This is a genomic window from Arenimonas oryziterrae DSM 21050 = YC6267 (assembly GCF_000420545.1).
GTDB lineage: Bacteria > Pseudomonadota > Gammaproteobacteria > Xanthomonadales > Xanthomonadaceae > Arenimonas > Arenimonas oryziterrae.
Window position 1 is genome coordinate 186629 of sequence record NZ_ATVD01000002.1, and the last position, 22045, is coordinate 208673.

The 22045-nt window shown below is 63.6% G+C and carries 17 protein-coding genes and 1 tRNA gene; 10 read left to right on the plus strand and 8 right to left on the minus strand.

Annotation, left to right across the window (positions count from 1 at the left end):
* Positions 1-60 precede the first annotated feature (60 nt).
* Complete coding sequence (locus tag G467_RS0105630; RefSeq protein WP_022968758.1) at positions 61-1095, plus strand: pyridoxal-phosphate dependent enzyme; 1035 nt, start codon at positions 61-63, stop codon at positions 1093-1095.
* A gap of 13 nt (positions 1096-1108) precedes the next feature.
* Here the strand turns inward: G467_RS0105630 and G467_RS0105635 are convergent, their stop codons facing one another.
* The 6 genes from G467_RS0105635 to G467_RS0105660 form a co-directional block, all read right to left on the minus strand.
* Positions 1109-2719 (minus strand): Mur ligase family protein, encoded by a 1611-nt coding sequence (locus G467_RS0105635; protein ID WP_155844839.1) that lies wholly within the window; start codon positions 2717-2719, stop codon positions 1109-1111.
* Positions 2720-2844: 125 nt separating this feature from the next.
* On the minus strand, positions 2845-5628 hold the full coding sequence (gene cphA / locus G467_RS0105640; RefSeq protein ID WP_022968760.1) for a cyanophycin synthetase: 2784 nt from the start codon (positions 5626-5628) through the stop codon (positions 2845-2847).
* Between the two features lie 4 nt (positions 5629-5632).
* Positions 5633-6472, minus strand: a complete 840-nt coding sequence (locus tag G467_RS0105645) for a cyanophycinase (RefSeq protein WP_022968761.1) — start codon at positions 6470-6472, stop codon at positions 5633-5635.
* Entirely contained in the window at positions 6472-7656 is a 1185-nt protein-coding gene (gene iadA, locus G467_RS0105650) for a beta-aspartyl-peptidase (protein WP_022968762.1), read from the minus strand. The genes G467_RS0105645 and iadA overlap by 1 nt, the downstream gene beginning before the upstream one ends.
* A 71-nt stretch (positions 7657-7727) precedes the next feature.
* On the minus strand, positions 7728-8465 hold the full coding sequence (locus tag G467_RS0105655) for a sulfurtransferase (RefSeq protein WP_022968763.1): 738 nt from the start codon (positions 8463-8465) through the stop codon (positions 7728-7730).
* 24 nt (positions 8466-8489) lie between these two features.
* Entirely contained in the window at positions 8490-8996 is a 507-nt protein-coding gene (locus tag G467_RS0105660) for a DUF1993 domain-containing protein (RefSeq protein WP_022968764.1), read from the minus strand.
* Positions 8997-9185: 189 nt separating this feature from the next.
* Here G467_RS0105660 and G467_RS0105665 point away from each other — a divergent pair.
* From G467_RS0105665 to G467_RS0105705, 9 genes are all read left to right on the plus strand, one after another.
* Positions 9186-9262 (plus strand) — tRNA-Arg (locus tag G467_RS0105665).
* An 87-nt stretch (positions 9263-9349) separates the two neighbouring features.
* Complete coding sequence (amaB, locus tag G467_RS0105670) at positions 9350-10882, plus strand: L-piperidine-6-carboxylate dehydrogenase (RefSeq protein ID WP_022968765.1); 1533 nt, start codon at positions 9350-9352, stop codon at positions 10880-10882.
* Positions 10883-10891: 9 nt separating this feature from the next.
* Positions 10892-11248, plus strand: coding sequence for a DUF4190 domain-containing protein (locus G467_RS0105675; protein WP_022968766.1), 357 nt, complete (start codon positions 10892-10894; stop codon positions 11246-11248).
* Positions 11249-11254: 6 nt separating this feature from the next.
* Entirely contained in the window at positions 11255-12286 is a 1032-nt protein-coding gene (locus tag G467_RS0105680; protein ID WP_022968767.1) for a quinone-dependent dihydroorotate dehydrogenase, read from the plus strand.
* 10 nt (positions 12287-12296) lie between these two features.
* On the plus strand, positions 12297-13343 hold the full coding sequence (murB, locus tag G467_RS0105685) for a UDP-N-acetylmuramate dehydrogenase (RefSeq protein ID WP_022968768.1): 1047 nt from the start codon (positions 12297-12299) through the stop codon (positions 13341-13343).
* A gap of 56 nt (positions 13344-13399) precedes the next feature.
* Entirely contained in the window at positions 13400-14269 is an 870-nt protein-coding gene (locus tag G467_RS15585; RefSeq protein WP_051130424.1) for a DMT family transporter, read from the plus strand.
* A gap of 133 nt (positions 14270-14402) precedes the next feature.
* A complete protein-coding gene (locus G467_RS0105695; protein ID WP_022968770.1) occupies positions 14403-15296 on the plus strand; it encodes a GGDEF domain-containing protein in 894 nt (297 codons plus the stop codon).
* A 20-nt stretch (positions 15297-15316) separates the two neighbouring features.
* Complete coding sequence (locus G467_RS17385) at positions 15317-16009, plus strand: lysozyme inhibitor LprI family protein (RefSeq protein WP_022968771.1); 693 nt, start codon at positions 15317-15319, stop codon at positions 16007-16009.
* Positions 16010-16106: 97 nt separating this feature from the next.
* Positions 16107-16862, plus strand: coding sequence for an outer membrane protein (locus tag G467_RS0105705; RefSeq protein WP_022968772.1), 756 nt, complete (start codon positions 16107-16109; stop codon positions 16860-16862).
* Positions 16863-16940: 78 nt separating this feature from the next.
* On the opposite strand, the gene G467_RS0105710 is transcribed toward G467_RS0105705, so the two are convergent.
* Together G467_RS0105710 and G467_RS15595 are read right to left on the minus strand one after the other, a co-directional pair.
* Entirely contained in the window at positions 16941-17474 is a 534-nt protein-coding gene (locus tag G467_RS0105710; protein ID WP_155844840.1) for a hypothetical protein, read from the minus strand.
* Positions 17425-21714, minus strand: coding sequence for an RHS repeat-associated core domain-containing protein (locus tag G467_RS15595; RefSeq protein WP_162140742.1), 4290 nt, complete (start codon positions 21712-21714; stop codon positions 17425-17427). The genes G467_RS0105710 and G467_RS15595 overlap by 50 nt, the downstream gene beginning before the upstream one ends.
* Positions 21715-22045 lie beyond the last annotated feature (331 nt).

Here is a 22045-nt window from a genome sequence, read left to right on the forward strand (position 1 = left end):
CCAGCAAGTCGTCGCCCCACCCTTCCCGCGCACCCTGCGCCACGACTTGCGATCACCCTCATGACCTCTTCCTTCGAGTACGCCGCCCTTCCCGTTTCGACTGACACCGCGTTTCCGCCTGCCGTTCGCACTACGCGCCGCGTCGCCGCCGCGGCACCCCCACCGTTGCATGTCGTGACCCCGCTGTTGCCCGCCGATATTCTCGGCCGCCGGGTGTTGCTCAAGCTCGACAATCTGCAGCCCTCCCGCTCCTTCAAACTGCGTGGCATCGGTCACCTGTGCCAGCACCACGCTGCGCGCGGCGTCACGCGTTTCGTCTGTTCGTCCGCAGGAAACGCCGGTTATGCCGTCGCCTGGGCAGGACGCGCCCTGGGCATCGCGGTCACTGTCGTCGTCCCCGCCTGCACACCGGAATTCGTGCGTCGTCGCATCGCCGCGCTCGGTGCCGAGGTGCGTTCGGTCGGAACGGTCTGGGACGAAGCGAACACCGCCGCGCTGGAGCTGGCCGCGCAACCGGGCTGCGCCTTCATTCCGCCGTTCGATCATCCGCTGCTCTGGCAGGGCCACGCGTCCCTGGTCGACGAGCTCGTGCAGCAATGCGAGGCGCCGCCCGATGCGATCCTGCTCGCGGTGGGTGGCGGCGGGCTGTTGCTCGGCGTGCTCGAAGGCCTGCGCCGCGTCGGCTGGCAGCACACACGCGTGTTCGCCGTCGAACCCGAACGCGCCGCCGCTCTTGGTCCCAGTTTGTTGTCGGGCAACATCGTCGAGTTGTCGCAGCCGCGTTCGGTCGCGACCAGTCTGTGCGTGCGACGTCTCGCACCGTCGCTGATCTCCGCCTGTCGCGATCGCCCGGTCACCGCGTTGACGGTCAGCGATGCGGAAGCTACGCAGGCTTGTGTGCATCTCGCTGAAGACCAGGGTCTGATGGTAGAGCCGGCCTGCGGTGCAGCGCTCGCGCCCCTTTACGCATCGCATCCGGCGCTGGCCGACGCCCAACGCGTCGTCGCCATTGTCTGTGGCGGCATGGTGGTGACGCTGGATCAGTTGGCGCAGTGGCGCCATGCCGCGGAGGACGCGCCGACGGCCCTCGGATGAGGACTGGGCAAAACTAGCGCGTGTCGACGACTTGTGCGTCCAGCCAGGTCACGACCTGCGCACGCGCCGCGAGATTGTGCACGGGCAGAACGACGACATCGCCGGCACGCGCCCAGGCCAGCATCGCCTGTGCCGCTTCGACTTCCGGAAGAATCGTGCGCAAGTTCGTTTCCGGCAGGCCGTGCCGGAGCAGTTCGTCGCGCAGGATGCCGGGCACCTCGCCGATGGCGCGACCGCGCATATAGCCGTCGAGATCCTTGAGCACGACGAAGTCGGGCCCTGCGGCGGCGGCCGTTCGCGCGAGTTCGCGAATCGCGCCGTCGTCGCGGTTGCCCGCCTGTCCAAGCAACAGCCCCAGACGCCCGCCGGTACTCGCGCCCACGCTGCGGGCAACGGTCAGCAGGCCCGACAGACCCTCCGGGTTGTGGGCATAGTCGAGCAGGACGCTGACGTCACCGATCCGCCAACGTTCGAGACGGCCGGGATTGTCCTCGCGACTCGCGCCGAATCCGGCAAGTACCGCGGCGATGACTTCGGCGGACAGACCCAGACAGGCCGCGACGAGCGCGGCGCCGGCGATGTTGGCGATGTTGTAGCGTGCCGAGCCCGACAGCGTCAGCGGCATCGCGTCGACCGGGCCGAGCCGGTAGCGGATGCCGCGAATTTCCAGCGTCAGCACGCCGTCGGCGACACCGCAGGTCGCGCCACCGTGGCGGCGGTGCGCGACGAGATGCGGATGGTTGTCGTCGAGCGAGAACCACGCGAGCGGACAGGTCAGCTTTGCGGACTTTTCCAGCAGCAAGGCATCATCGGCATTGAGCACCAGCACGCCGTCTTCGCCGATCGCGCGCGCGAGCACGAGCTTGGCGTCGGCGAGATCGGACAGATCGTGTACGCCGTATTCGCCGAAATGATCCGGGCTGATGTTGGTGACGATTGCGGCATCGGCGCGATGGACCGCGAGTCCACGACGCAGGATGCCGCCGCGCGCGGTTTCCAGCACGGCTGCCTGCACGCGCGCATCGCGCAGTACACGACGCGCGCCATTCGGGCCGGAATAATCGCCGCTTTCCACGCACTCGCCGCCGACGAACACGCCGTCGGTGCAGTTGAACCCGCTGCGCTTGCCGGCCTTGCGGAACATTGCCGCCAGCAGGCGCACTGTCGTGGTCTTGCCGTTGGAACCGGTGACCAGGACGGTCGGAATATCGTGCAGCTCGCGCCAGGGCACCTCGGCGGGCAAAGCATCGTTCGGCCAGGTCAGGCCACCCTCGCCCGCTCCGAGCGTGAGCCCGTCATCGTCGAAAAACGCCGGCAATTCGTGCGCTTTCGCCGCTTGCATCAGCGCGATGGCAGCCGCGTTGGCCTCGCCCCGCGCCATCAGGCGCAACGTGCGCACGGCCGCCTCTTCGTCCCAGACGGCCGGATAGCCCGGCGCCTGCGGCCACGGAAACTGCGCGGTATTGACCGCGACGCCCTGCCAGGCCCATTCGTTGATTTCCGTCGCCGTCAGCAACTGATCTTCGGGCGCGACAAAGGCCAGCGACGCGCCGGACCGATGCAGATGCACCGCGAAGTCGCGCAGGGGCCAGCCGAGCGCGGCCATCATCGCGCGTACGCGCACGGCCCAACGCTCGCCGATGTCGGGGCTGTTTTCGAAAACTTCCAGTACGGCACCGCAATCGGGGAAATACAGATTGGGGCCGGTCAGACGTCGCGAGCTTTCGAACAGCGCGGGATCAGACTCGTTCAGTCGTCTTCCTCGCGCGCCAGGCGTACGCCGCGCTCGTCACGCACCAGCCCCTCGAAATCCGCGATGGCTTCTTCGGCCGCCATGGCCGGCGTTTCCGGCACCGCGACTTCCACGCGACGCGGCGGCGGCGCGCCTTCGGGACGGAACTTGATGACCTGTTTCCAGGAGCGGATCAGGGCATCGCCGAAAATCAGCAGCAGGTCGCCGGACCGGCCCATGCGCAGCGCCGCATCGATCGCGGCCTGCTCGTCGGGAATGATGCTGATCGCCTCCAGCGGCACGCCCTTGGCCTGCAGGGCCTTGGCGAGAATGCGCGGCACTTCGTCGCCATCGCGTCCGCGCAAGCCGTCGTCGCGACGACAGATGTAGTGATCGAAACGGCCGGCCACGGTCTCGGCGATCGCGCGCAGATCCTCGTCGCGGCGGTCACCGGGACCGGCCAGCACGATGATGCGGCGACCGGCGACATCCAGGCGCTGCGCCAGATCGGCCATGACGCCGACCGCATGCGCGTTGTGCGCATAGTCGAAGATGACCTTGAACGGATGCTCGTCGAACACGTTCATGCGGCCCGGGGCCTGGAAGAATGTCGTATCGAAGGTGCGCAGGCCCTGGCGGATCGCGTCAAGCTTGATGCCCATCGAGAACGCCATCGCCGTCGCGAACATCGCGTTCTGCACGTTGTGCATCGCGCGGCCTTCCAGCGTCGCGGGCACGAGATGCGTCCACAGCAGCGGAATGTGGCTACCCTTGTCGTACAGGGTAATCATCTGGCCGTTGATGCCCGCTTCCAGCGCGCAGGCGCGGCCCCCGGCGCGGATGTGTTCGCGCACCAACGGATGCTGCGGATTCATGGTGACGTAGCAGATGGTCTTGGCTTCGGTGTACGCGGCCATCTTCAACACCAGCGGATCGTCGGCATTGAGCACGGCGCAATCTTTTGCCACTTCGACGATGATGCGTTTGACCTCGGCGAGCTGCTCGAGCGTGTCGATGCCCTTCATGCCGAGGTGATCGGCGGCGATGTTGAGCACCGCACCGACATTGACGAAGGGCACGCCCATGCCGGCACGCAGCAGACCGCCACGCGCGACTTCGAGCACGGCCATGTCGATCTGCGGATCGGCCAGCACCATGCGCGTGGCCACCGGTCCGGTCATGTCGCCTTCGACCGTGCGCTGGCCGTCGATGTAGACGCCGTCGGTCGTGGTCAGACCCGGCGTGTAGCCGGCCATTTTGGTGATGTGCGCGAGCATGCGCGAGGTCGTCGTCTTGCCGTTGGTGCCGGTGATCGCCGCGATCGGCACGCGCGAAGGCGAACCAGCCGGGAACAGCATGTCGATGACCGGACCGGAAACATCGCGCGGCGTGCCCTCGCTGGGCGCGACATGCATGCGGAAACCCGGCGCCGCATTGACTTCGCAGATACCGCCACCGTGACTCTTGTAGCTTTCGGCGATGTTGTCGCTGAGGAAGTCGACACCGCCGACATCCAGGCCGATCGCCTGGATCGCCCGCACCGCCATGTCGCGGTTGTCGGGATGGATGACATCGGTGACGTCGGTCGCGGTGCCGCCGGTGGAAAGATTGGCGGTTGATCGCAGATAGACGATCTCGTCGCTGCGCGGCACGGAGTCGGCCGTGTAACCGACGCGCTCGAGCATCATCTGTGCCTGCGCATCGAGTTCCAGGCGCGTGAGCACTTTTTCGTGACCGACGCCGCGACGCGGATCCTGGTTCACGATCTCGACGAGTTGGCTCACGCTGCGCTGACCGTCGCCGACGACATGACCCGGCGTGCGCTTGGTCGCCGCGACGAGTTCGCCGTTGACCACCAGCAGACGGTGATCGTCGCCGGTGACGAAGGTTTCGACGATGACCGAGCGGGAGATCTCGCGCGCGACCTTGAAGCCCGCGACCACTTCCTCATCATTCATCAGGCGGATCGAAATGCCGCGACCGTGATTGCCGTTGTAAGGTTTGGTGACGACCGGAAAACCGATGCGGCGCGCGGCGCGCTTGGCCTGCTCTTCGGTCTGCACGAGCTCCTGGCGCGGCACGGGCAGGCCCAGCGAGCCGAGAATCTTGTTGGTTTCTTCCTTGTCGCTGGCCAGTTCCACCGCGATATGCGAGGTCTTGCCGGTGACGGTCGCCTGGATGCGCTGCTGGTACTTGCCGTAACCGAGCTGGATCAGCGACTGCGAATTCAGGCGCAGCCAGGGAATGCCGCGCTCTTCGGCAGCATGCACGAGCGAGGCGGTCGACGGTCCGAGCGCACGGCGCTGCGAATAACGGATGAATTCATCGCGCGCGGTCGGCCAGTTCCAGTCCTCGGGCACCAGGCCGGACGTCTGCAGCTCGGCCGGCAGCAGCGAGGTCAGCAGGCGCATCGCCAGTTCGCCGGCTTCGATGCCTTCGTCTTTCTGCACGTATTCATAGACGACCGAGTACACGCCGTCGCGACCGGCGCTGCGTGTCTTGCCGAAGGTCACCTGTTCGCCGGCGACGTTCTGCAACTCGATCGCAACGTGTTCGAGCACATGGCCCAGCCAGGTGCCCTCGTCCTCGCGCATGCGCCGCACGAAACCGCCCGGTTCGCCGTAGGAGCAGCCGTGCTCGGCGAGGCCGGGCAAGGCCGCGAGCAATCCGTCGATGAAGGCGGGACCGAGTTTCGCGGTCGGCCAGGCTTCCAGCACCCCCAGATCAAGCTCCAGCCGGATCACCGGGAAGTGGGCGTACAGCGAGGGCCCAACGAAAACGGAGCGATCGAGGATGCGCATGGTTCTATCCTTTGGCGCGTGCCAGTTCGCCGGCCGAAGCCTGGCGGGTACTCAGATTGAAGGTGGCACCGGCGACAAGCAGGTGCAGGGTCAGCCCGAGCATACACACCGGCTGCCCTTCTTCCACCAGATCCATGGAAGAAAACTCGATGCCCTTGGCGTCGACCACGGTAATGCCGCCGCTGCCTTCAACTTCCAGGGTGTTGTCCGGACCGATGAAGGCGGCGGTGTCCTCGTCCAGGCCGATGCCAACCGCGAAGGGATTGAAAGCCAGTGCGGTGAGCAGACGACCGATGCGGTCGCGCTCGCGGAAATGCTGGTCGATGATGAAGCGATTGGTCAGACCCAGTCCCGGCGCCAGACGCACGCTGCCGGCGATCGGTGTCGGACCTTCTTCGCCGAACGCGATCATGTGCTCGCTGATGAAACTCGCGCCTGCACTGGTGCCGGCGACAGGCACACCCTCGGCATTGCGCTGGCGGATGAGCTTGGCGACCGCCGTGCCGCCGATGATCGTCGACAGCCGCAACTGGTTGCCGCCGGTCATGAAGATGCCGGTCGCCTGCGCGATGCGCTGCAGTCGGGATTTTTCGTCGCAATCGCGGCGTGTGTCGAAATCAACCGCCTCCACGCGCGCGGCACCGAGGCCGCTGAAAATGCGCTCGTATCGCGCGCCGGTATCGGCCAGACGGCTCGCGGTCGGCAGGATCACGATGTCGGCCTGGTCGCCGCCGCACAGTTCGACGAAACGCTTGAGGATCTGCGGATTGTTTTCTTTTTCTTCGCCGCCGCCGATCGGAATGATCCAGCCGCGGGTACCGCCATCGGGCACAGGACTCGGCATCAGACCGCGCCCTCGAACGTGCCGCGCACCACGGCTTGGCGATCGCGCACGAACCAGCGACCGGAAATCATCACCTCACTCACTTCGAAATCCTCGTTCAAGATCAAAATATCGGCATCGGCCCCGGCGGCGATGCGCCCCTTGCCGGCCAGGCGCAGCAAACGCGCCGGGTTGCTGGTGAATGCAGGCAGCACGCGCTCGAGCGGCTGGCCCCGGCGCAGCAAGGCGGCCAGGGTCTGTGCGAGCGAACCGGGCTCGCCGATCTGCATGCTCAGCATGCGACCGTCGCCGTCGAAATGCGGCAGGCAGCCGCCGCCATCGGAACTGATCGTGACGCGCTCGGGCGGCGCGCCGCTGTCGAGATAGCGCAGCAGGGCTTCGTCGGCAGCCCAGGCGTCTTCGCCCTCGGCGACCGGAAACGCGGTGATGTCGACGGTGCAACCGCGCCGTGCCAGTTCGACCGCTTCCTCGAACAGCGCCCGTCGGCGATTGATGTGCGTGGGATTGAACACCTGCGCCGGAATCTCGCTGAGATCGAGCGCCTCGCGCACCTGCGACAAGCCGCGCGGGCCATCGCCCAGATGCAGATGCAGGATGCCGGCCTTGCCGGTCAGCAAACCGCCGACATGCGCATCGGCGGCGACCCGCAGCAGTTCGTCGAGCGTGGGCTGGCTGGAACGGTGATCGCAGATCGCGAGTTCGCCGACACCGAGCAGGCAATCGATGAAGGCGAGATCGTCGCGCACGCTGCCGGTGACCGTCGCCAACGGCAGGTGATAGCCGCCGGTGTACGCGAACGCGTTCAAGCCTTCGTTGCGCAGGCCATTGACCGTCGCGACAAGTTCGCGCGTGGAGCGCGTGGTGTCGTCGGTGCCGAGCACGCCGACCACGGTGGTCACGCCGCCCAGGGTGAAGCGCGACAGCGGCACGGGCGGCACGCGCGTATGCGCACCGGCTTCGCCACCGCCACCGGTGACATGGGCGTGGCCGTCGATGAAACCAGGCATCAAGGCGCGGCCTTTCACGTCGACCACCTGCAGACCCGCCGCCCCGGCGATCACCGGCTCGGGGTCTTCCCCGATCGACAGGATCTTGCCGCCACCGATCAGCAGATGGCGCAGACCGACATGCGCAGGCGCATGGACATCGGCGTTACGGAGCAACAGCAGCGGAGCGTCTGACACGTGCGGGACCCTGTCCGGAATGGCGCAACCCGGTACGGGACCGGGCGCAAACGTTTCTCAGTATCCCACGCTCAGGCGCTGCGGCGCGCCTTCAGGGCCGGGCTCAGGGCCACGCGCTCGTCGAAAACGAAGCAATCGCCGTCGTAGCCTTCGCCGCCGACCTGCTCGAAATAGCCCAGGATGCCGCCCTCGAGCTGGAGCACATGGCGGTACCCGGCCTGCTGCATCCACAGCGCGGCTTTCTCGCAGCGGATGCCGCCGGTGCAAAAGCTGACGATGGTCTTGTCGGCCAGTGCGTCGCGATGCGCTTCCAGTGCTTCGGGAAGCTCGGTGAACTTGTCGATCGGCAGGGTCAGGGCCTGCTTGAAACTGCCGTACGCGACCTCCTGGCGATTGCGCGTATCGAGCAGGACCAGCTCGCGTCCAGCGTCGTCGCGACCGGTCCGCAACCACTGCTGCAGTCGCTCCGGCGACAGGGCCGGCGCGCGCTCGGCGGCGGGCACCAGCGATTCGTCGCGGAAGGTGATGATTTCGCGCTTGAGCTTCACGCGCAGGCGTTGGAACGGCACCGTCTCGCTGTCGCTGAATTTGACCGTCAGCCCGGCGAATCGCGGGTCTTCGCCCAGGTCGCGCAGGAATTCGTGAATCGCCTCGCCCTCGCCCGCCAGAAACAGATTGATGCCTTCCGGCGCGACCAGGACGGTGCCTTTCAGGTCACCGGCCTCGCACGCCGCGCGCACGCGCGCCACGACCGCCGACGGATCGGCGATCGCGACAAAACGATAGGCGGCGATGTTGAGGATGCTCATGACGACCAAGGACTCAGACGCCGATCACGCCTGGCCGATGAAATCCCGCTTGCCCACGTCGACGCCGTTGTGGCGCAGGATCGCGTAGACCATGCTGAGGTGGAAATAGAAGTTCGGCTGCGCCATGTGCAGCAGGTACGGCAGGCCCTTGGACTGGATGACCAGATCACCGGCGCGGATCTCGATGTCGCGGTCTTCGCCGCCGGCGAAGCTCGCCTCGGGAATGCTGCGCACGAACTCCAGGGTCTTGGCGATGCGCGCCTTGAGCTCGGGCACCGTGGTCTCGGTGTCTTCGAACTTCGGGTTTTCGGTCCCCGACAGGCGGGCCATCGGACCCTTGGCGAAATCGCAGGCGATCTGCACCTGGCGGATCAGCGGGAACATGTCCGGTGCCAGGCGGGAATTGAGCAGCACGGCCATGTCGATCTTGCGCGCCTCGGCGTTCGCGACGGCCTTGTCGAGGATCGCCTCGAGATTCTTCAGGCCGCGGATGGCGACGTGGCTGGCGGTGCCGTAAAGGGTGGTCTGCATCGGTGCTGCTCCATGGGGGTTGCCGGGGCCGCAATGATACGCAGGTCGTGCCGGGCTGCCGGGAGAGGCAATTCCGCCGCCGCGCGGTCCATTCCACACCGGACGGTGCCGTCCGGTGGCCGAAACGGCGTCCGCGGGGTCCCGCGCCCGGGCAAATCGGGTCCGTTTCTTGCGATAATTCACACTTCAGTCCCCGTAGCTCAGCCGGATAGAGCGCGTCCCTCCTAAGGACGAGGCCACAGGTTCGACTCCTGTCGGGGACGCCAGACGGTATGCGGGTCCCCCGCAAGAGCCCGCACATCCATGTGCGGACTTTCAAAATGTTTCGTTAATTTTCGTTCCTGGAGCACTCAATGACCCACCCCGTCCTCACCGCCCTCGGCCTGACCGATCACGAATCCGGCACCTATCTCGGCCGCGGCGAATGGTCCAAGACCCGCGACGCGGGCGTCATCGAGCCGATCAACCCCAGCACCGGCGAAGTCCTGGGCAAGGTCTACGCGTCCTCGGAAGCCGACTACGCGATCATCCTCGAGCGCGCCGAAGCCGCCTTCAAGGTCTGGCGCACGACGCCGGCGCCCAAGCGCGGCGAAGCCATCCGCCTGTGCGCCAATGCGCTGCGCAAGCACAAGGACGCGCTCGGCTCGCTGGTCGCACTGGAGATGGGCAAGATCAAGCCCGAAGGCGACGGCGAAGTGCAGGAAATGATCGACATCGGCGAATTCGCCGTCGGTCTGTCGCGTCAGCTGTACGGCCTGACCATGCACAGCGAACGCCCCGGCCACCGCATGTACGAGCAGTACCAGCCGCTCGGCATCGTCGGCATCATCAGCGCGTTCAACTTTCCGGTCGCGGTCTGGGCCTGGAACAGCTTCCTCGCCGGCGTCTGCGGCGACATCTGCATCTGGAAGCCGTCGCCGAAGACCCCGCTGTCGGCGATCGCCTCGATGAAGATCTGCAACGAAGCACTGCAGGCCGCCGGCTTCCCGGACATCTTCTTCCTGTTCAACGACGCCGGCACCGAGATCGCCTCGAGCTTCGTCGACGACAAGCGCATCCCGCTGATCAGCTTCACCGGCTCGACCCACATCGGTCGCCAGGTCGGCGAGCGCGTCGCGCAGCGCATGGGCCGCTCGCTGCTCGAACTCGGCGGCAACAACGCGATCATCGTCGACCCGACCGCGGACATGAAGCTGGCGATCCCGGCGATCGTGTTCGGCGCCGTCGGCACGGCCGGCCAGCGCTGCACGACCACGCGCCGCCTGTTCGTGCACGAGTCGATCTTCGATTCCGTGCTCGAGACGCTGATCAAGGCCTACAAGCAGGTCGAAACCAAGATCGGCGACCCGACCCTGGCGACCACGCTGATGGGCCCGCTCAACAGCCAGGCCGCCGTGCAGCAATACCTCGCTGCCGTGAACAAGGCCAAGGCCGCGGGCGGCCAGGTGCGCACCGGCGGTGCGGCGATCGAGGGCAAGGGCAATTTCGTGCTGCCGACGATCATCACCGGCGTCGAGAATTCGCATGAAGTCGTGCAGACCGAAACCTTCGCGCCGATCCTGTACGTGATGCCGTTCAAGACCCTCGACCAGGCGATCGAGATGCAGAACGCCGTTCCGCAGGGCTTGTCCTCGTCGATCTTCACCACCAATCTCAAGGCGGCCGAGCAGTTCCTGTCGTCGGCCGGTTCGGATTGCGGCATCGCCAACGTCAACATCGGTACCAGCGGCGCAGAAATCGGCGGCGCGTTCGGTGGCGAGAAAGAAACCGGCGGCGGCCGCGAATCGGGCTCCGACGCGTGGAAGGTGTACATGCGCCGCCAGACCAATACGATCAACTACTCCGATGCGCTGCCGCTGGCGCAAGGCATCAAGTTCGACCTCTGAGGACTCACCATGGACGAGCAGACCCCCGTACCGGCCGCACCGGAACCGATCGTATTGCCTCCCGCGAGCCCGGTCGGACCGAGCAAGCAGACCAGCACGACCGCTGTCATCAGCCTGGTCGCGGGCATCCTCGGCTGGAGCCTCGCGCCCTGGCTGGGCAGCATCGTCGCAATCATCACCGGGCATATGGCGCGTCGGGAAATCGCGCGCAATCCGGACACGATGGATGGCGATGTCATGGCCGTGATCGGCCTGGTGCTTGGCTGGTCGATGATGATCTTCAGCATCCTGGGCATCATCATGGTCATCCTGTTTTTCGGCGGACTGGTCGGCCTGCTGGCGATCGTCGGCGTCGCGGGGCACTGAGGTCGCGTGTACGGACTCGCCCGCCCCTTCCTCTTCTGCCTCGATGCCGAACGCGCCCATGGTCTGGGCCTGAGCGCGCTTGAGGCGGCCTACCGCACCGGCCTGAATCCCTTGATGGCGCTGAAACCGGCGCCGCTCAAGACCAAGGCGTTCGGCGTCGAATTCCCCAATCCGGTCGGCCTTGCCGCCGGCCTGGACAAGAACGGCGAATACATCGATGCGCTGATGTCGCTGGGTTTCGGCTTCGTGGAAATCGGCACGACCACACCGCGACCGCAGCAAGGCAATCCCAAGCCGCGCATGTTCCGCTTGCCGGACAAGCGCGCCGTGATCAATCGCCTGGGCTTCAACAATGCCGGCGTCGACGCGTTGGTGCGCAATGTCGAGAAGTCCAAGCGCAACGGCATCCTCGGCATCAACATCGGCAAGAACAAGGACACGCCCAACGAGAACGCGGTGGACGACTACATCCACTGCCTCGAACGCGTCTATCCGCTCGCTGACTACGTCACCGTCAATATCTCCTCGCCCAATACCTCGGGCCTGCGCGATCTGCAGGAAGAGGAAACGCTGCGCCGCTTCGTCGGCGACCTGCGCGAAGTGCAGGAAGACCTCGCCGGCCTGCACGGCCATCGCGTGCCGATGCTGATCAAGATTGCGCCGGATCTTTCCGACGCCGAACTCGATGGCGTGGCCTCGGTGTTCAATGCTGCGCGCGTGGACGGCGTCGTTGTCGGCAACACGACGATCGACCGCCTCGACATCGAGAACCATCGCCTTGCCAAAGAAGCCGGCGGCCTGTCCGGACAGCCGCTGTACGGCAAGTCGACCTCGGTGCTGCGCAAGATGCGCCTGCGCCTGCAGGACAACATCCCGCTGATCGGTGTGGGCGGCATCCTCAGCGGCGCCGATGCGGTCGGCAAGATCACGGCGGGCGCGTCGCTGGTGCAGTTCTATACCGGCATGGTGTATCGCGGCCCGGAACTGATCGGCGAATGCGTCACCGCGATCCGCCGTCGCAAGGAAGGCGTGGCGTGATCCGCAAGCCATGACCGGTTACCAGCTCGCCGACAACATCTCCCTGCAAGGCCGCAACACGTTCCGCGTGCCCGCGCATGCGGCGATGATGGCGGACGTGCGTCGCGGCGATGCGCTGGCCGAGCTGTACGATTTCGCGATGCTGCGCGAGGGTCCGGTCATGGTGCTCGGCGAAGGCAGCAACCTGCTGTTCGCCGGCGATTTTCCCGGCGTGGTGATCTGCCTGACGATGGCAGAGATCCGCATCCTCGAAGACGACGGCCAGCATGCCCTGGTGCGCGCCGATGCCGGCGTGGGCTGGAACGACCTGGTCGGCTGGACGCTCGCGCGCGGCCTGTGCGGCCTGGAGAACATGGCGCTGATTCCCGGCACCGTCGGCGCCTGCCCGATCCAGAACATCGGCGCGTACGGCGTGGAAGTGGGCGAGTTCATCGAAACCGTCGAAGCCTTCCAGCGCGATACCGGCCAGATCAAGCGGCTGGCGAAAGCGGACTGCGAGTTTTCCTATCGCGACAGCCTGTTCAAGCAGCAGCTCGACCGCTGGGTCATCACCGCCGTCGAACTGCGCCTGCCGCGCCAGCGCGAACTCAAGCTCGACTACGCCGGCGTGCGCGAAGAACTTGCTGCAATGGGCGTCGATACGCCGCGCGCCGTGCACGTGGCCGAAGCGATCAGCCGGCTGCGCACGCGAAAGCTGCCGAATCCGGCGATCCTGGGCAATGCCGGCAGCTTCTTCAAGAATCCCATCGTGCCCGCCGCGCAAGCGCTGGCGCTGAAAGACCGGCACGCCGCCCTGCCCGTGTACCCGGGCGACGCCGACGACACCCGCAAGATTTCCGCCGCGTGGATGATCGAACAGGCGGGCTGGAAAGGCTTCCGCGACGGCGACGCCGGCATCGCTGCGCAGCATGCGTTGGTGCTGGTCAATCACGGCAACGCCACCGGCGCGCAGCTGCTGTCGTTGGCGCACCGCGTCGCCGATTCCGTGCAGGAAAACTTCGGTGTGGCGCTCGAGCCGGAGCCGCGCCTGATCGGCGCGCGCTGGGCCGACCGGTGAGCGCCGTCCTGCCCCACCACGGCGGCAGCGAGAACGTCCAGCGTGCGATCGGCTTCATGGTGCTCAGCACCGTGCTGTTCGGTCTGATGGCGGTCTGCATCCGCCTGGCCTCGAAGCAGTTGCACGCGTTCGAGATCGCCTTCTTCCGCAATTTCTTCGGTTTCGTGTTCACCCTGCCCCTGCTCTACAAGCACGGCTTCGGCATCCTGAAGACGAACAAGCTGTCGCTGTACTTCATGCGCTGCGTGATCGGCATCGTGTCCATGCTCGCGGGTTTCTGGGCGATCGTGCACCTGCCGCTTGCGCAGGCGATCGCGCTGTCGTATTCCACGCCGCTGTTCGTGACCATCGGCGCCGTGCTCGTGCTCGGCGAGGTCGTGCGTGCGCGGCGCTGGACGGCGGTGATTGTTGGTTTTCTTGGCGTGATCGTGCTGATGCATCCGGGCAGCGGCAGTTTCACGATGGGCAGCCTGGTTGCGCTGCTGGCGGCGGTCATGAGCGCCAGCGTGGCGATCAGCATCAAGTTCCTCTCGCGCACCGAGAAGCCCGATGCGATCGTCATCTACACCACGATGATCTGGGTACCGCTGTCGCTGCTCCCGGCCCTGATGTACTGGACGATCCCGACCGGCATCACCTGGCTGTGGATCGTGCTTTCCGGCGGCCTGGGCACGACCGCGCACCTGTGCTGGACGCGCGCGCTCAAGCTCGGCGATGCGTCCATGCTCACGCCGATCAGTTTTCTGCAGGTGCTCGTGGTCGGCGCGTTCGGGTATTTCCTGTTCGACGAACAGGTGGACCGCTACACCTTCCTGGGCGCGGCGATCATCTTCGGTTCCAACGTCTACATCGCGCGCCGCGAGGCCAAGCTGGCGCGCCGGGCCGTGACCGACCCGGACATCAACCCCGAGACCCAGCAGCGGTGACCACCCTCCCGGCCCGCCTTGCTGCAGCGCGTCGAACCGCGCCGGACCGGGCTCCCGGGGCAGCCCCGGGGCGTCGGGGCGAGCCCCGGGCTTACCCGCTACAATCGGCCTCAGTGCCTTCCCCCCGCTCGCCATGAGTCAGCGCGACAACGACCCCATCACGACCCAGTTCACTGCCGTCAGTGCGCCCCTGCTCAATGGGCCGCGCTCGGCCTGCGTGATCGTGATCCATGGCGAGAGCCTGGGCAAACGCGCGGACATCGAGGACACGCCGGTCATCATCGGCCGCTCGGAAGAAGCCGACCTGCATATCCCGAACAAGAGCGTCTCGCGCCAGCATTGCGAGATCTGGCGCGTCGGCGACAGCTACCGGCTGCGCGACCTCAAGGCGACCAACCGAACGCGCGTGAACGACGAGCCGGTGACCGAGGGCGAACTCGCCGACGGCGACCACATCACCCTGGGCGAAAGCGTGCTGAAGTTCATCAGCCACTCCAGCGTGGAAGCGCGCTACCACGAAGAGGTCTACCAGCTCGCCACGCACGATGCCCTGACCGAGCTGTACAACCGCCGCCACTTCATCGACCTGGTCGACAAGGAAATCGCGCGCGCCGTGCGCCATCGCCGCTCGCTGGTGATGTGCATCATCGACGTCGACCACTTCAAGCCGATCAACGACAAGTACGGCCATATCGCCGGCGACGGCGTGCTGCGCCAGATCGCCGGGCTGATCAGCAGTTTCGTGCGCGGGGAAGACGTCGCCGCGCGCATCGGCGGCGAGGAGTTCGCCGTGCTGCTGCCCGAGTCCGACCTCGACGCCGCCCTCGCGTTTTCCGAGCGCCTGCGCGAGGCGGTCGAGCTGACCGACTTCGTGATCAATGGCGAAGTGCAGCGCATGACCATCAGCATCGGCCTGGCCGCGATTTCCGATGCACGCCGCGAACGCGTGCCGCTGATGCATGCCGCCGACGTCGCGCTGTACCGCGCCAAGGGCGAGGGCCGCAACCGCGTCTGCGTCGAATCCTAGTTCCCGTCTGGAGATTGCCGGTGCGTCCACTGATCCTGATCCCCGCCCTGCTTCTGCCCGCGCTGATGCTGATCGCCACCGCCTCGCGCGCCGCCAGCTTCGACTGCCGCAAGGCCAGCGTGCCTTCGGAAAAAGCGATCTGCGCCGACCGCGAACTGTCCGGTCTCGATGACCAGCTGGCTGCGTCCTACAAACAGGCGCTCGGCGCCTGGCAGGGACGCATCGCCGAGTACGTGCGCGCCGACCAGAAAGCCTGGCTCGCAGAAACGCGTCGCGCCGGCCTGGAAGACGACGACGAGATCGACAACGCCGTCTGCGACGGCCCGCTCACGCCCTGCCTGCGCGATCGCTACCGCGCCCGCCTGGCGGCCTTCGCCAGCCCCGCGTATCGGCACAGCGGCATCTACCTGCGCAGCGACGGCAGCAAGCTGCTGATCTATGCGACCGGCGCACTGGCGGTACGCGTGTACAACAAGCCGGCCGCGATCGCCTATTCCTCGCGCGAGGAAACCGGTGGCGCGGCCTGGGCCAGCAGCGACCGGATGCGTGTCCAGCTCGACGACGACAGCGGCAAGTGCACGCTGGACATCACCCTCAACGGAACCGAAGCGGTGGTGAGCAAGAATCCCGGCTGCGCGCTCAAGGGCGTCGAGGGTCGCTTCAAGCGGGACTTGAAGGACGTCCTTGCGAACTACGAGCTGGATATCTACTGAAATCAGGCAGTTATTCGGTCGCGCCTGCGTGACCGGAGTTCCGGGCACTTTTCCGTTGTTGTGAAGGCAGCCTCCCTGCCCACACGAGGAAAGTCCCATGCGTTCACTGATCTATGCTTCGCTCGCGCTCGCGCTGTTCTCGACCTCCGCCTCCGCCGCCGATTCCTGGACCGGCTTCTACGCCGGCGCCAATGCCGGTCGCGCGAACGGCGACTCCCGCAGCCAGCTCGCCTTCGGCGGAAACTGGGCCATCGAGACCCCCGCCTTCCGCGACGAGGTCCGCAACACCTGGTCGACCGATCTCGATCCGAGCGGCTTCACCGGCGGCGTGCAGGCCGGCTACGACCACCAGTTCAACAATCGGTTCGTGCTCGGCGTCGAGTTCGACATCAACTCGGTCAATCTCGACGAAACGCGTCTGACGCCGCCGACGTCGGTGTCCGCCGCGCCATCGGTAACCTATTCGTACGGCAACTCGATCGACACCGGCCGCGCCTTGTCGCTACGCCCGCGCTTCGGCGTAGCCTTCGATAACAACACCCTGCTCTACCTCACCGGCGGCTGGACCCGCGTCAAGGTCGAAGGCGGCGCGGAAATTCTCAGCAACGCCAACTACTCCAAGATCGGCGCCGGGTCCAAGACCCTGAACGGCACGATCTGGGGCATCGGCGTCGAGCACCGTTTCGGCAACAGCAAGTGGTCGGGCAAGCTCGAATACCTGCGCTCGAAGCTCGACGACTTCACCTTCGCGACGACCTATCGCGCCGGCAGCTCGTTCCCGGGCTATAGCGAGACGGTGACGCAGGATTTGTCGTATCGGACGATACGCGTTGGATTCAATTATCGGTTCTGATTGTGTTTTCTTGTGGAGCGAAAGAGCCGGGCATTGCCCGGCTCTTTCGTTTGATTGGGCGCGTCATTCCGTATGCCGTTACTCGCTTGATGCCGCAGGAAGTTTGACAACACAACTTAAGTCGTCCCCGTCGCCCGACAGGTCGTTGATTCCGTTGGATCCGAATGATTCGAAGTAGAAGTCACCAACCTCATTTCGTCCAAATAGCAGCGGGCGACCCCAGCCGTCGATCAAGTCCTCTTCCTTCATATAGGGTGGGTTCTCTCTCCAAAGCTCACTGAGCTCGAAGCTCTCCCTATGCCCCTTCCCGTCTGCGAAATATGTCGCTACCGAACCGCACAAGGTCGAGACCTGTGCTCGAGTTCTTCCACGAGCCATTCCCTCCACGGTATCCCTTGGCCGCGAAACTTGCCAAGCGAGGGTCAAAAACGAAATCAAAATTCCGGCCACGATCAACAGCCATATTTTCTTCATTTCAACAACCTTGAATCCTTGAAAAGGATTTTCACACCCTAGCAAATTCTCACTGAGAAAATTGCCCCCAGAAACAACACCTACAACGCTAGTTTGAACACTTCTTGCAAAATGGATTTTCTTGCCTGTATTGCGCATACAGGCTCGTCAAATCAACGCGAACTCTTCTTGCGCTACCCCAAACAGGCCCATGGGGCACGTCTTGTTTTCTGGCACGACTGCGCTCGAAGTACTCTCGCATATAAATGGAGTCGTGATGCTCAGTATGATCTGGACTCAAAGAGAGATCTTCCCACCACCTATCAGTACTGTGCATCGATTCATGGAAAAGAGAAAAGAACAACTCGTTCCACTCAACCTCAGAAAGGCAAGACGGAATGCAGTATCTCTCCGACACTGTAATGTCTCCCGAAAACTGATTGGCATCCGCATAGATTCCCTCGTCGAGACGTCCGCAATAGACAATTCCGCGAGGATGGAGCTCAGGAAACTGCTGCAAAACTACGCCCTGAACTCGCCTTACATCAACAATATCAAGTCCAAATGGGTCGACCAATCCAATTGGAGAACTGTTCACGTAGGAAAACGTGGAAACACCTCCATTCATTCCGATCGGGTCACTTTGCACATACCGTCCGATCGCTGGATCGTAGTCGCGAAAGTAGTTGTAGTGCAGCTTGCTCTCCGAGTCATACCACTGCCCGGGGTAGCGGAGATTGAAGGTGTAGGTGATCGAATTCGCGTCCGGGTCTGCGCTCGGAGCATGTTCGCCGAAGGCTGTGTTTGTTAGGTTCCAACGCCAAATGATTTTGTCTTTGGCGGGATGGATTACCGCTCTGGGAGTTCCAAGATGATCGGTCTCTACGTACTGGTAGGTACTGCCGTCGTGATCGCTCAGCACGCCAACCAGTGTGTCATCGAGCCACACGTATTCCTGCACCCGCGTGCCGTTCGCCTGATATTCGCCGAGCACATGGCCGGATTCGTCGTAAGTGTAATAGCGATTGGCCGAGCTGCCTGCCGCGACCACTTTGGACACCCGCTCGCCGCGGCCGCTATAACGATACGTCCGCGTAACGGACGTGCCATTGGCCTTGTAGTCGCGCAGGCGATTGCGATCGTCGTAGACGAAGGTCGATGTGCCGTTCTTTGTCTGATTTCCATTCGAGTCGTAGGTCAACATGACAGCACCAGTTTGCGTCAGGCGATGACTCGCCGGGTCGTAGATATTGGTCGTGGTCGTGCTGCCGAGCGTCTTGCTCAGACGGTTGCCTGTGGCGTCATAGGTGAAGCCTTGCACGAGCGAGCCGCCGCTCTTGAGTGCAGCAAGGCGATCCTGACCATCGTAGGCGAAGCTTCGGGTAGTCATGGCACTCGTCGTCGTACGCTCCACCACGCCGGTGATATTGCCCACCGCATTTAGCGTGAAGTCTTCGCTAAGCCCATCGACACCCGAGTCGCTGACTTTGTCGATGCCATAGTTTTGGTCATAGGCCTTAGTCATGACCCGGCCGCTGCCGAAGGTCAGCGTGTTCAATGGCCCGAACGGCAGATAGGCCACAGACGAAACTAGACTGATCTGCGCGGCCACCGCCGTCGGCTTAGCAGTAATTCCAGTGATCTGACCATTGGCATCGCGCAGATAGGTCACGATGGCGCCACTGGGATAGGTCATCGCCACCAGGCGACCAGTGCTGTTGTAGGTTGACCCCACCGTCAGCGTCGGGCCGCCAATGACGGACTGCACCTTGCGCACCAAGTGACCAGAGCGGTCATAGCAAAAGCGCGTGCTGCCTGACTCATCCCGGATGCGCGCCAAGCGGCCGGCGCCGGACATTTCCCCAGCGAGACAGTCGGCTTGCGGCAGGTCGTAGTCGAAATAGATGTTCTGCGCGCTATTGGAGACGGATTGGCTGATCAGGCGGTTCAACGCATCGTAACTATAGGTCGTCAACTTGCCACGCGCATCGAGCTGGCTACTCCGGTTGCCGGCACTGTCGTAGCCATAGATCGTCGTCCCGGTGTCCGGACTCACCAACTGAGTGATGTCGTCCAGGCCGTCGTAACCGTAATTCGTGGGAAGGCCTTTGGGATCGATGACTCCGATCAAGTTGTCACGAGCGTCGTACTGGAACTGCGTAGTGCCCTTTTCCACCCCCGTGCCCGTCGCATTGACAACGCTTCTCTTGAGGTGCCCCAACAGATCGAAATCGCTGCCGCCAACACGCGACAATGCATCGGTGATGGTGTTGACCGTGCCCTCGGCGTTGTAGGTGAAGTCAGCCGGCGTAGCGGTCGCATCAGCGATGGTTTGCAGCTGTCCCAAGCCATTGTAGACACGCGACAGAGTTCTCTTAAGGACCCCGTTGCCATTCTTCGTATCTTCTTTGATGCGGTCACCAGAACTATTCAATGTGTAAGTGACCGAGTTCCCTGAGTTGTCAGCGATACCGGTCAAACGATGAGCAGCATCATAGGCATAGCTGATGAAGGAGCCATCCGGCAAAGTGACTCTGGCAATTTGTCCGGCTTCATTAACGTCCATGCGAGTGATCGCATCGTCCGCCTCGGTACCACTGTCGAAACCACGGACCTTGCGCGCAATCAACCAGCCTCTGGAGTGGTATTCCAGATCGGTGATCACGCCATTGGCATCTTTCATAGATAGAATTCGGCCATTCGCGTTGTAGGCCAATATCTCGACGACCTGGCCCGCGGCATTCGTTACCTTCCAAAGATCGCCCTTGCGATACGGACAGGTCGTGGGAACCGTCGCGCAGCCAGCGGCATCGCTGGCATAGTACGAGTAGGTGCTAATGTCACCAACGTCCGTACGCGGGCCGTTTGCGGAAGTCACCAGCCCCACCAAAGGGCAGATTCCAGCTGCCACGTCCGCAGTTTCGCAGTAAGTCAGGCTCGACGTGCGGGACCGGCCAGCCGCGACATCAGTGAGCGTCACGGCGAGGATTTGACCTCGGCTGTTGTAGGTGTAGGTTTGCCGTTGACCGGCACGATCGATCTGCCTCGGGGTGCGCAACGTGGTATCCCAGTGAAGCGTCTCAGCCCTTTGCTCCGGCGTGCCCTTGGCTCGAACGACCTGGATCAGCAGCCCAAACTCATCGTAGTCTGAGTCTTCGATTGTGCCTGCCGCATCGATCGAGACGTCTGGAAGACCCGATTCGTCAAAGGACCACTGCCTTGTCTGCGAACTGCACCCAGTGCACGAAATGGTGTCCGACGCACGTAAAACACGGTCGTGAACTACAGAAAACCGACGGACAATTGACGACCCGGAAGCGGTGGTGATGGTGGCGCTACCATCCGGATTTCGAGACAACACATATCTCTCGACGCCACCGGCGTGCTCGGTCGAGATCGCCTCACCCACCCAGTTGTACCCGAAGGACGCGAATCTCTGGCCCTTTTCGTCAACTATTCCTGTCAACGCTTGAGGCAGAGAACTTCCTGTCGTCAAGGCTTGCTCGTTGTAGACGTAGCCTCTCGTTGATCCGCCGGGCTTCGAAACCGACACAAGCAGCCCGCCTGAATAGGCATACGTGTACGCACTTCCATCGGGAAGAGACACGGAGCCAATTTGGCTGTCCGCTCGATAGGTGAAAATCAGGGAGCGCCCGAGATAATTGGTGACCGCGATGAGCAGTCCCGGACGCGGCGCTATCGCTGATGACGTGCTGCTTGTGCTGTATTCAAACGAAAGCTGTTCTCCCAAGCCGCCCCTGATAGAAACTATTCGCCCGGCAGCATCGTACAATTCAGCATGACTGGCGCCATTTTCATGGTAGGTCCAACCAAGGATCTTTCCCGCCCCATCCCTACTGCTGGAAAGCTTCGAGAACTCTCCTGCTTCTGCAAGCCAGCGATCGCCAGTCCATTCAAACGAAACTGTTCGACCATCAGCCCTAAACAATGTCGCCGTCTCTTTTCCTTGCGCATCTTTCGCGTGATCGATTTTCAACGAATAGCTGTGCCTCCAACGTGCCCCCAACTGCGCCCATGCCATTTCGCCCAAGCTGTTGTAGTAGCGCTTGAACTCCAGCCCAGCGCCAAGGTCGAAGTCAGTTTCTTCCTGAAACTTGTTGCCGGTTCCTGTGTTGATCGGGTTTCCGCATGCGGTTCCTGCTCGCAAACAATGCGACCCGGCCGATTTCTGGGCCTGACGCCTCTTGTCGATCTCGTCACCCGAATAGGCCACGAGGAATATGCCGGCATTGCCTGTATTGTTGAGTGCGACGTTGCAGTAGCTCCAGTCGCGATCCTGAATTCCGGTGATGAAATACGGATATGGATCAACATACGCACCTATCCAAGACTCGCAATCCGACCGACACTCCCGGGTTCCCGTTGCCGAATTCTGCATACACCAAAGGCCCGCAGCAGGCGTAGACGATGGAACTACGCCCAATTTCGCTGCGACAGGCGTCGCTGGGAGCAAAAGCATCAGAGCGACCATCACAGACGCAGAGAAACAAGAAACTAAGCGCATATCTATCTCGAGTTATTTGGAAGCGACACTTTTTTAAAGCGTCAGCCTAGAGTCCGCCAGGGGAATGAAAATTGATGCCGCCAGCCGATACTAGCCGCGCGATCAACTGGTCCGGCCGGACAATTCGGCCAGACTCGTTTGTCGTGAGTGACGGCCCCTGTCCCTATGTGTCAGATACCCGAAAATCGCGCGCAAAAAGTCATCT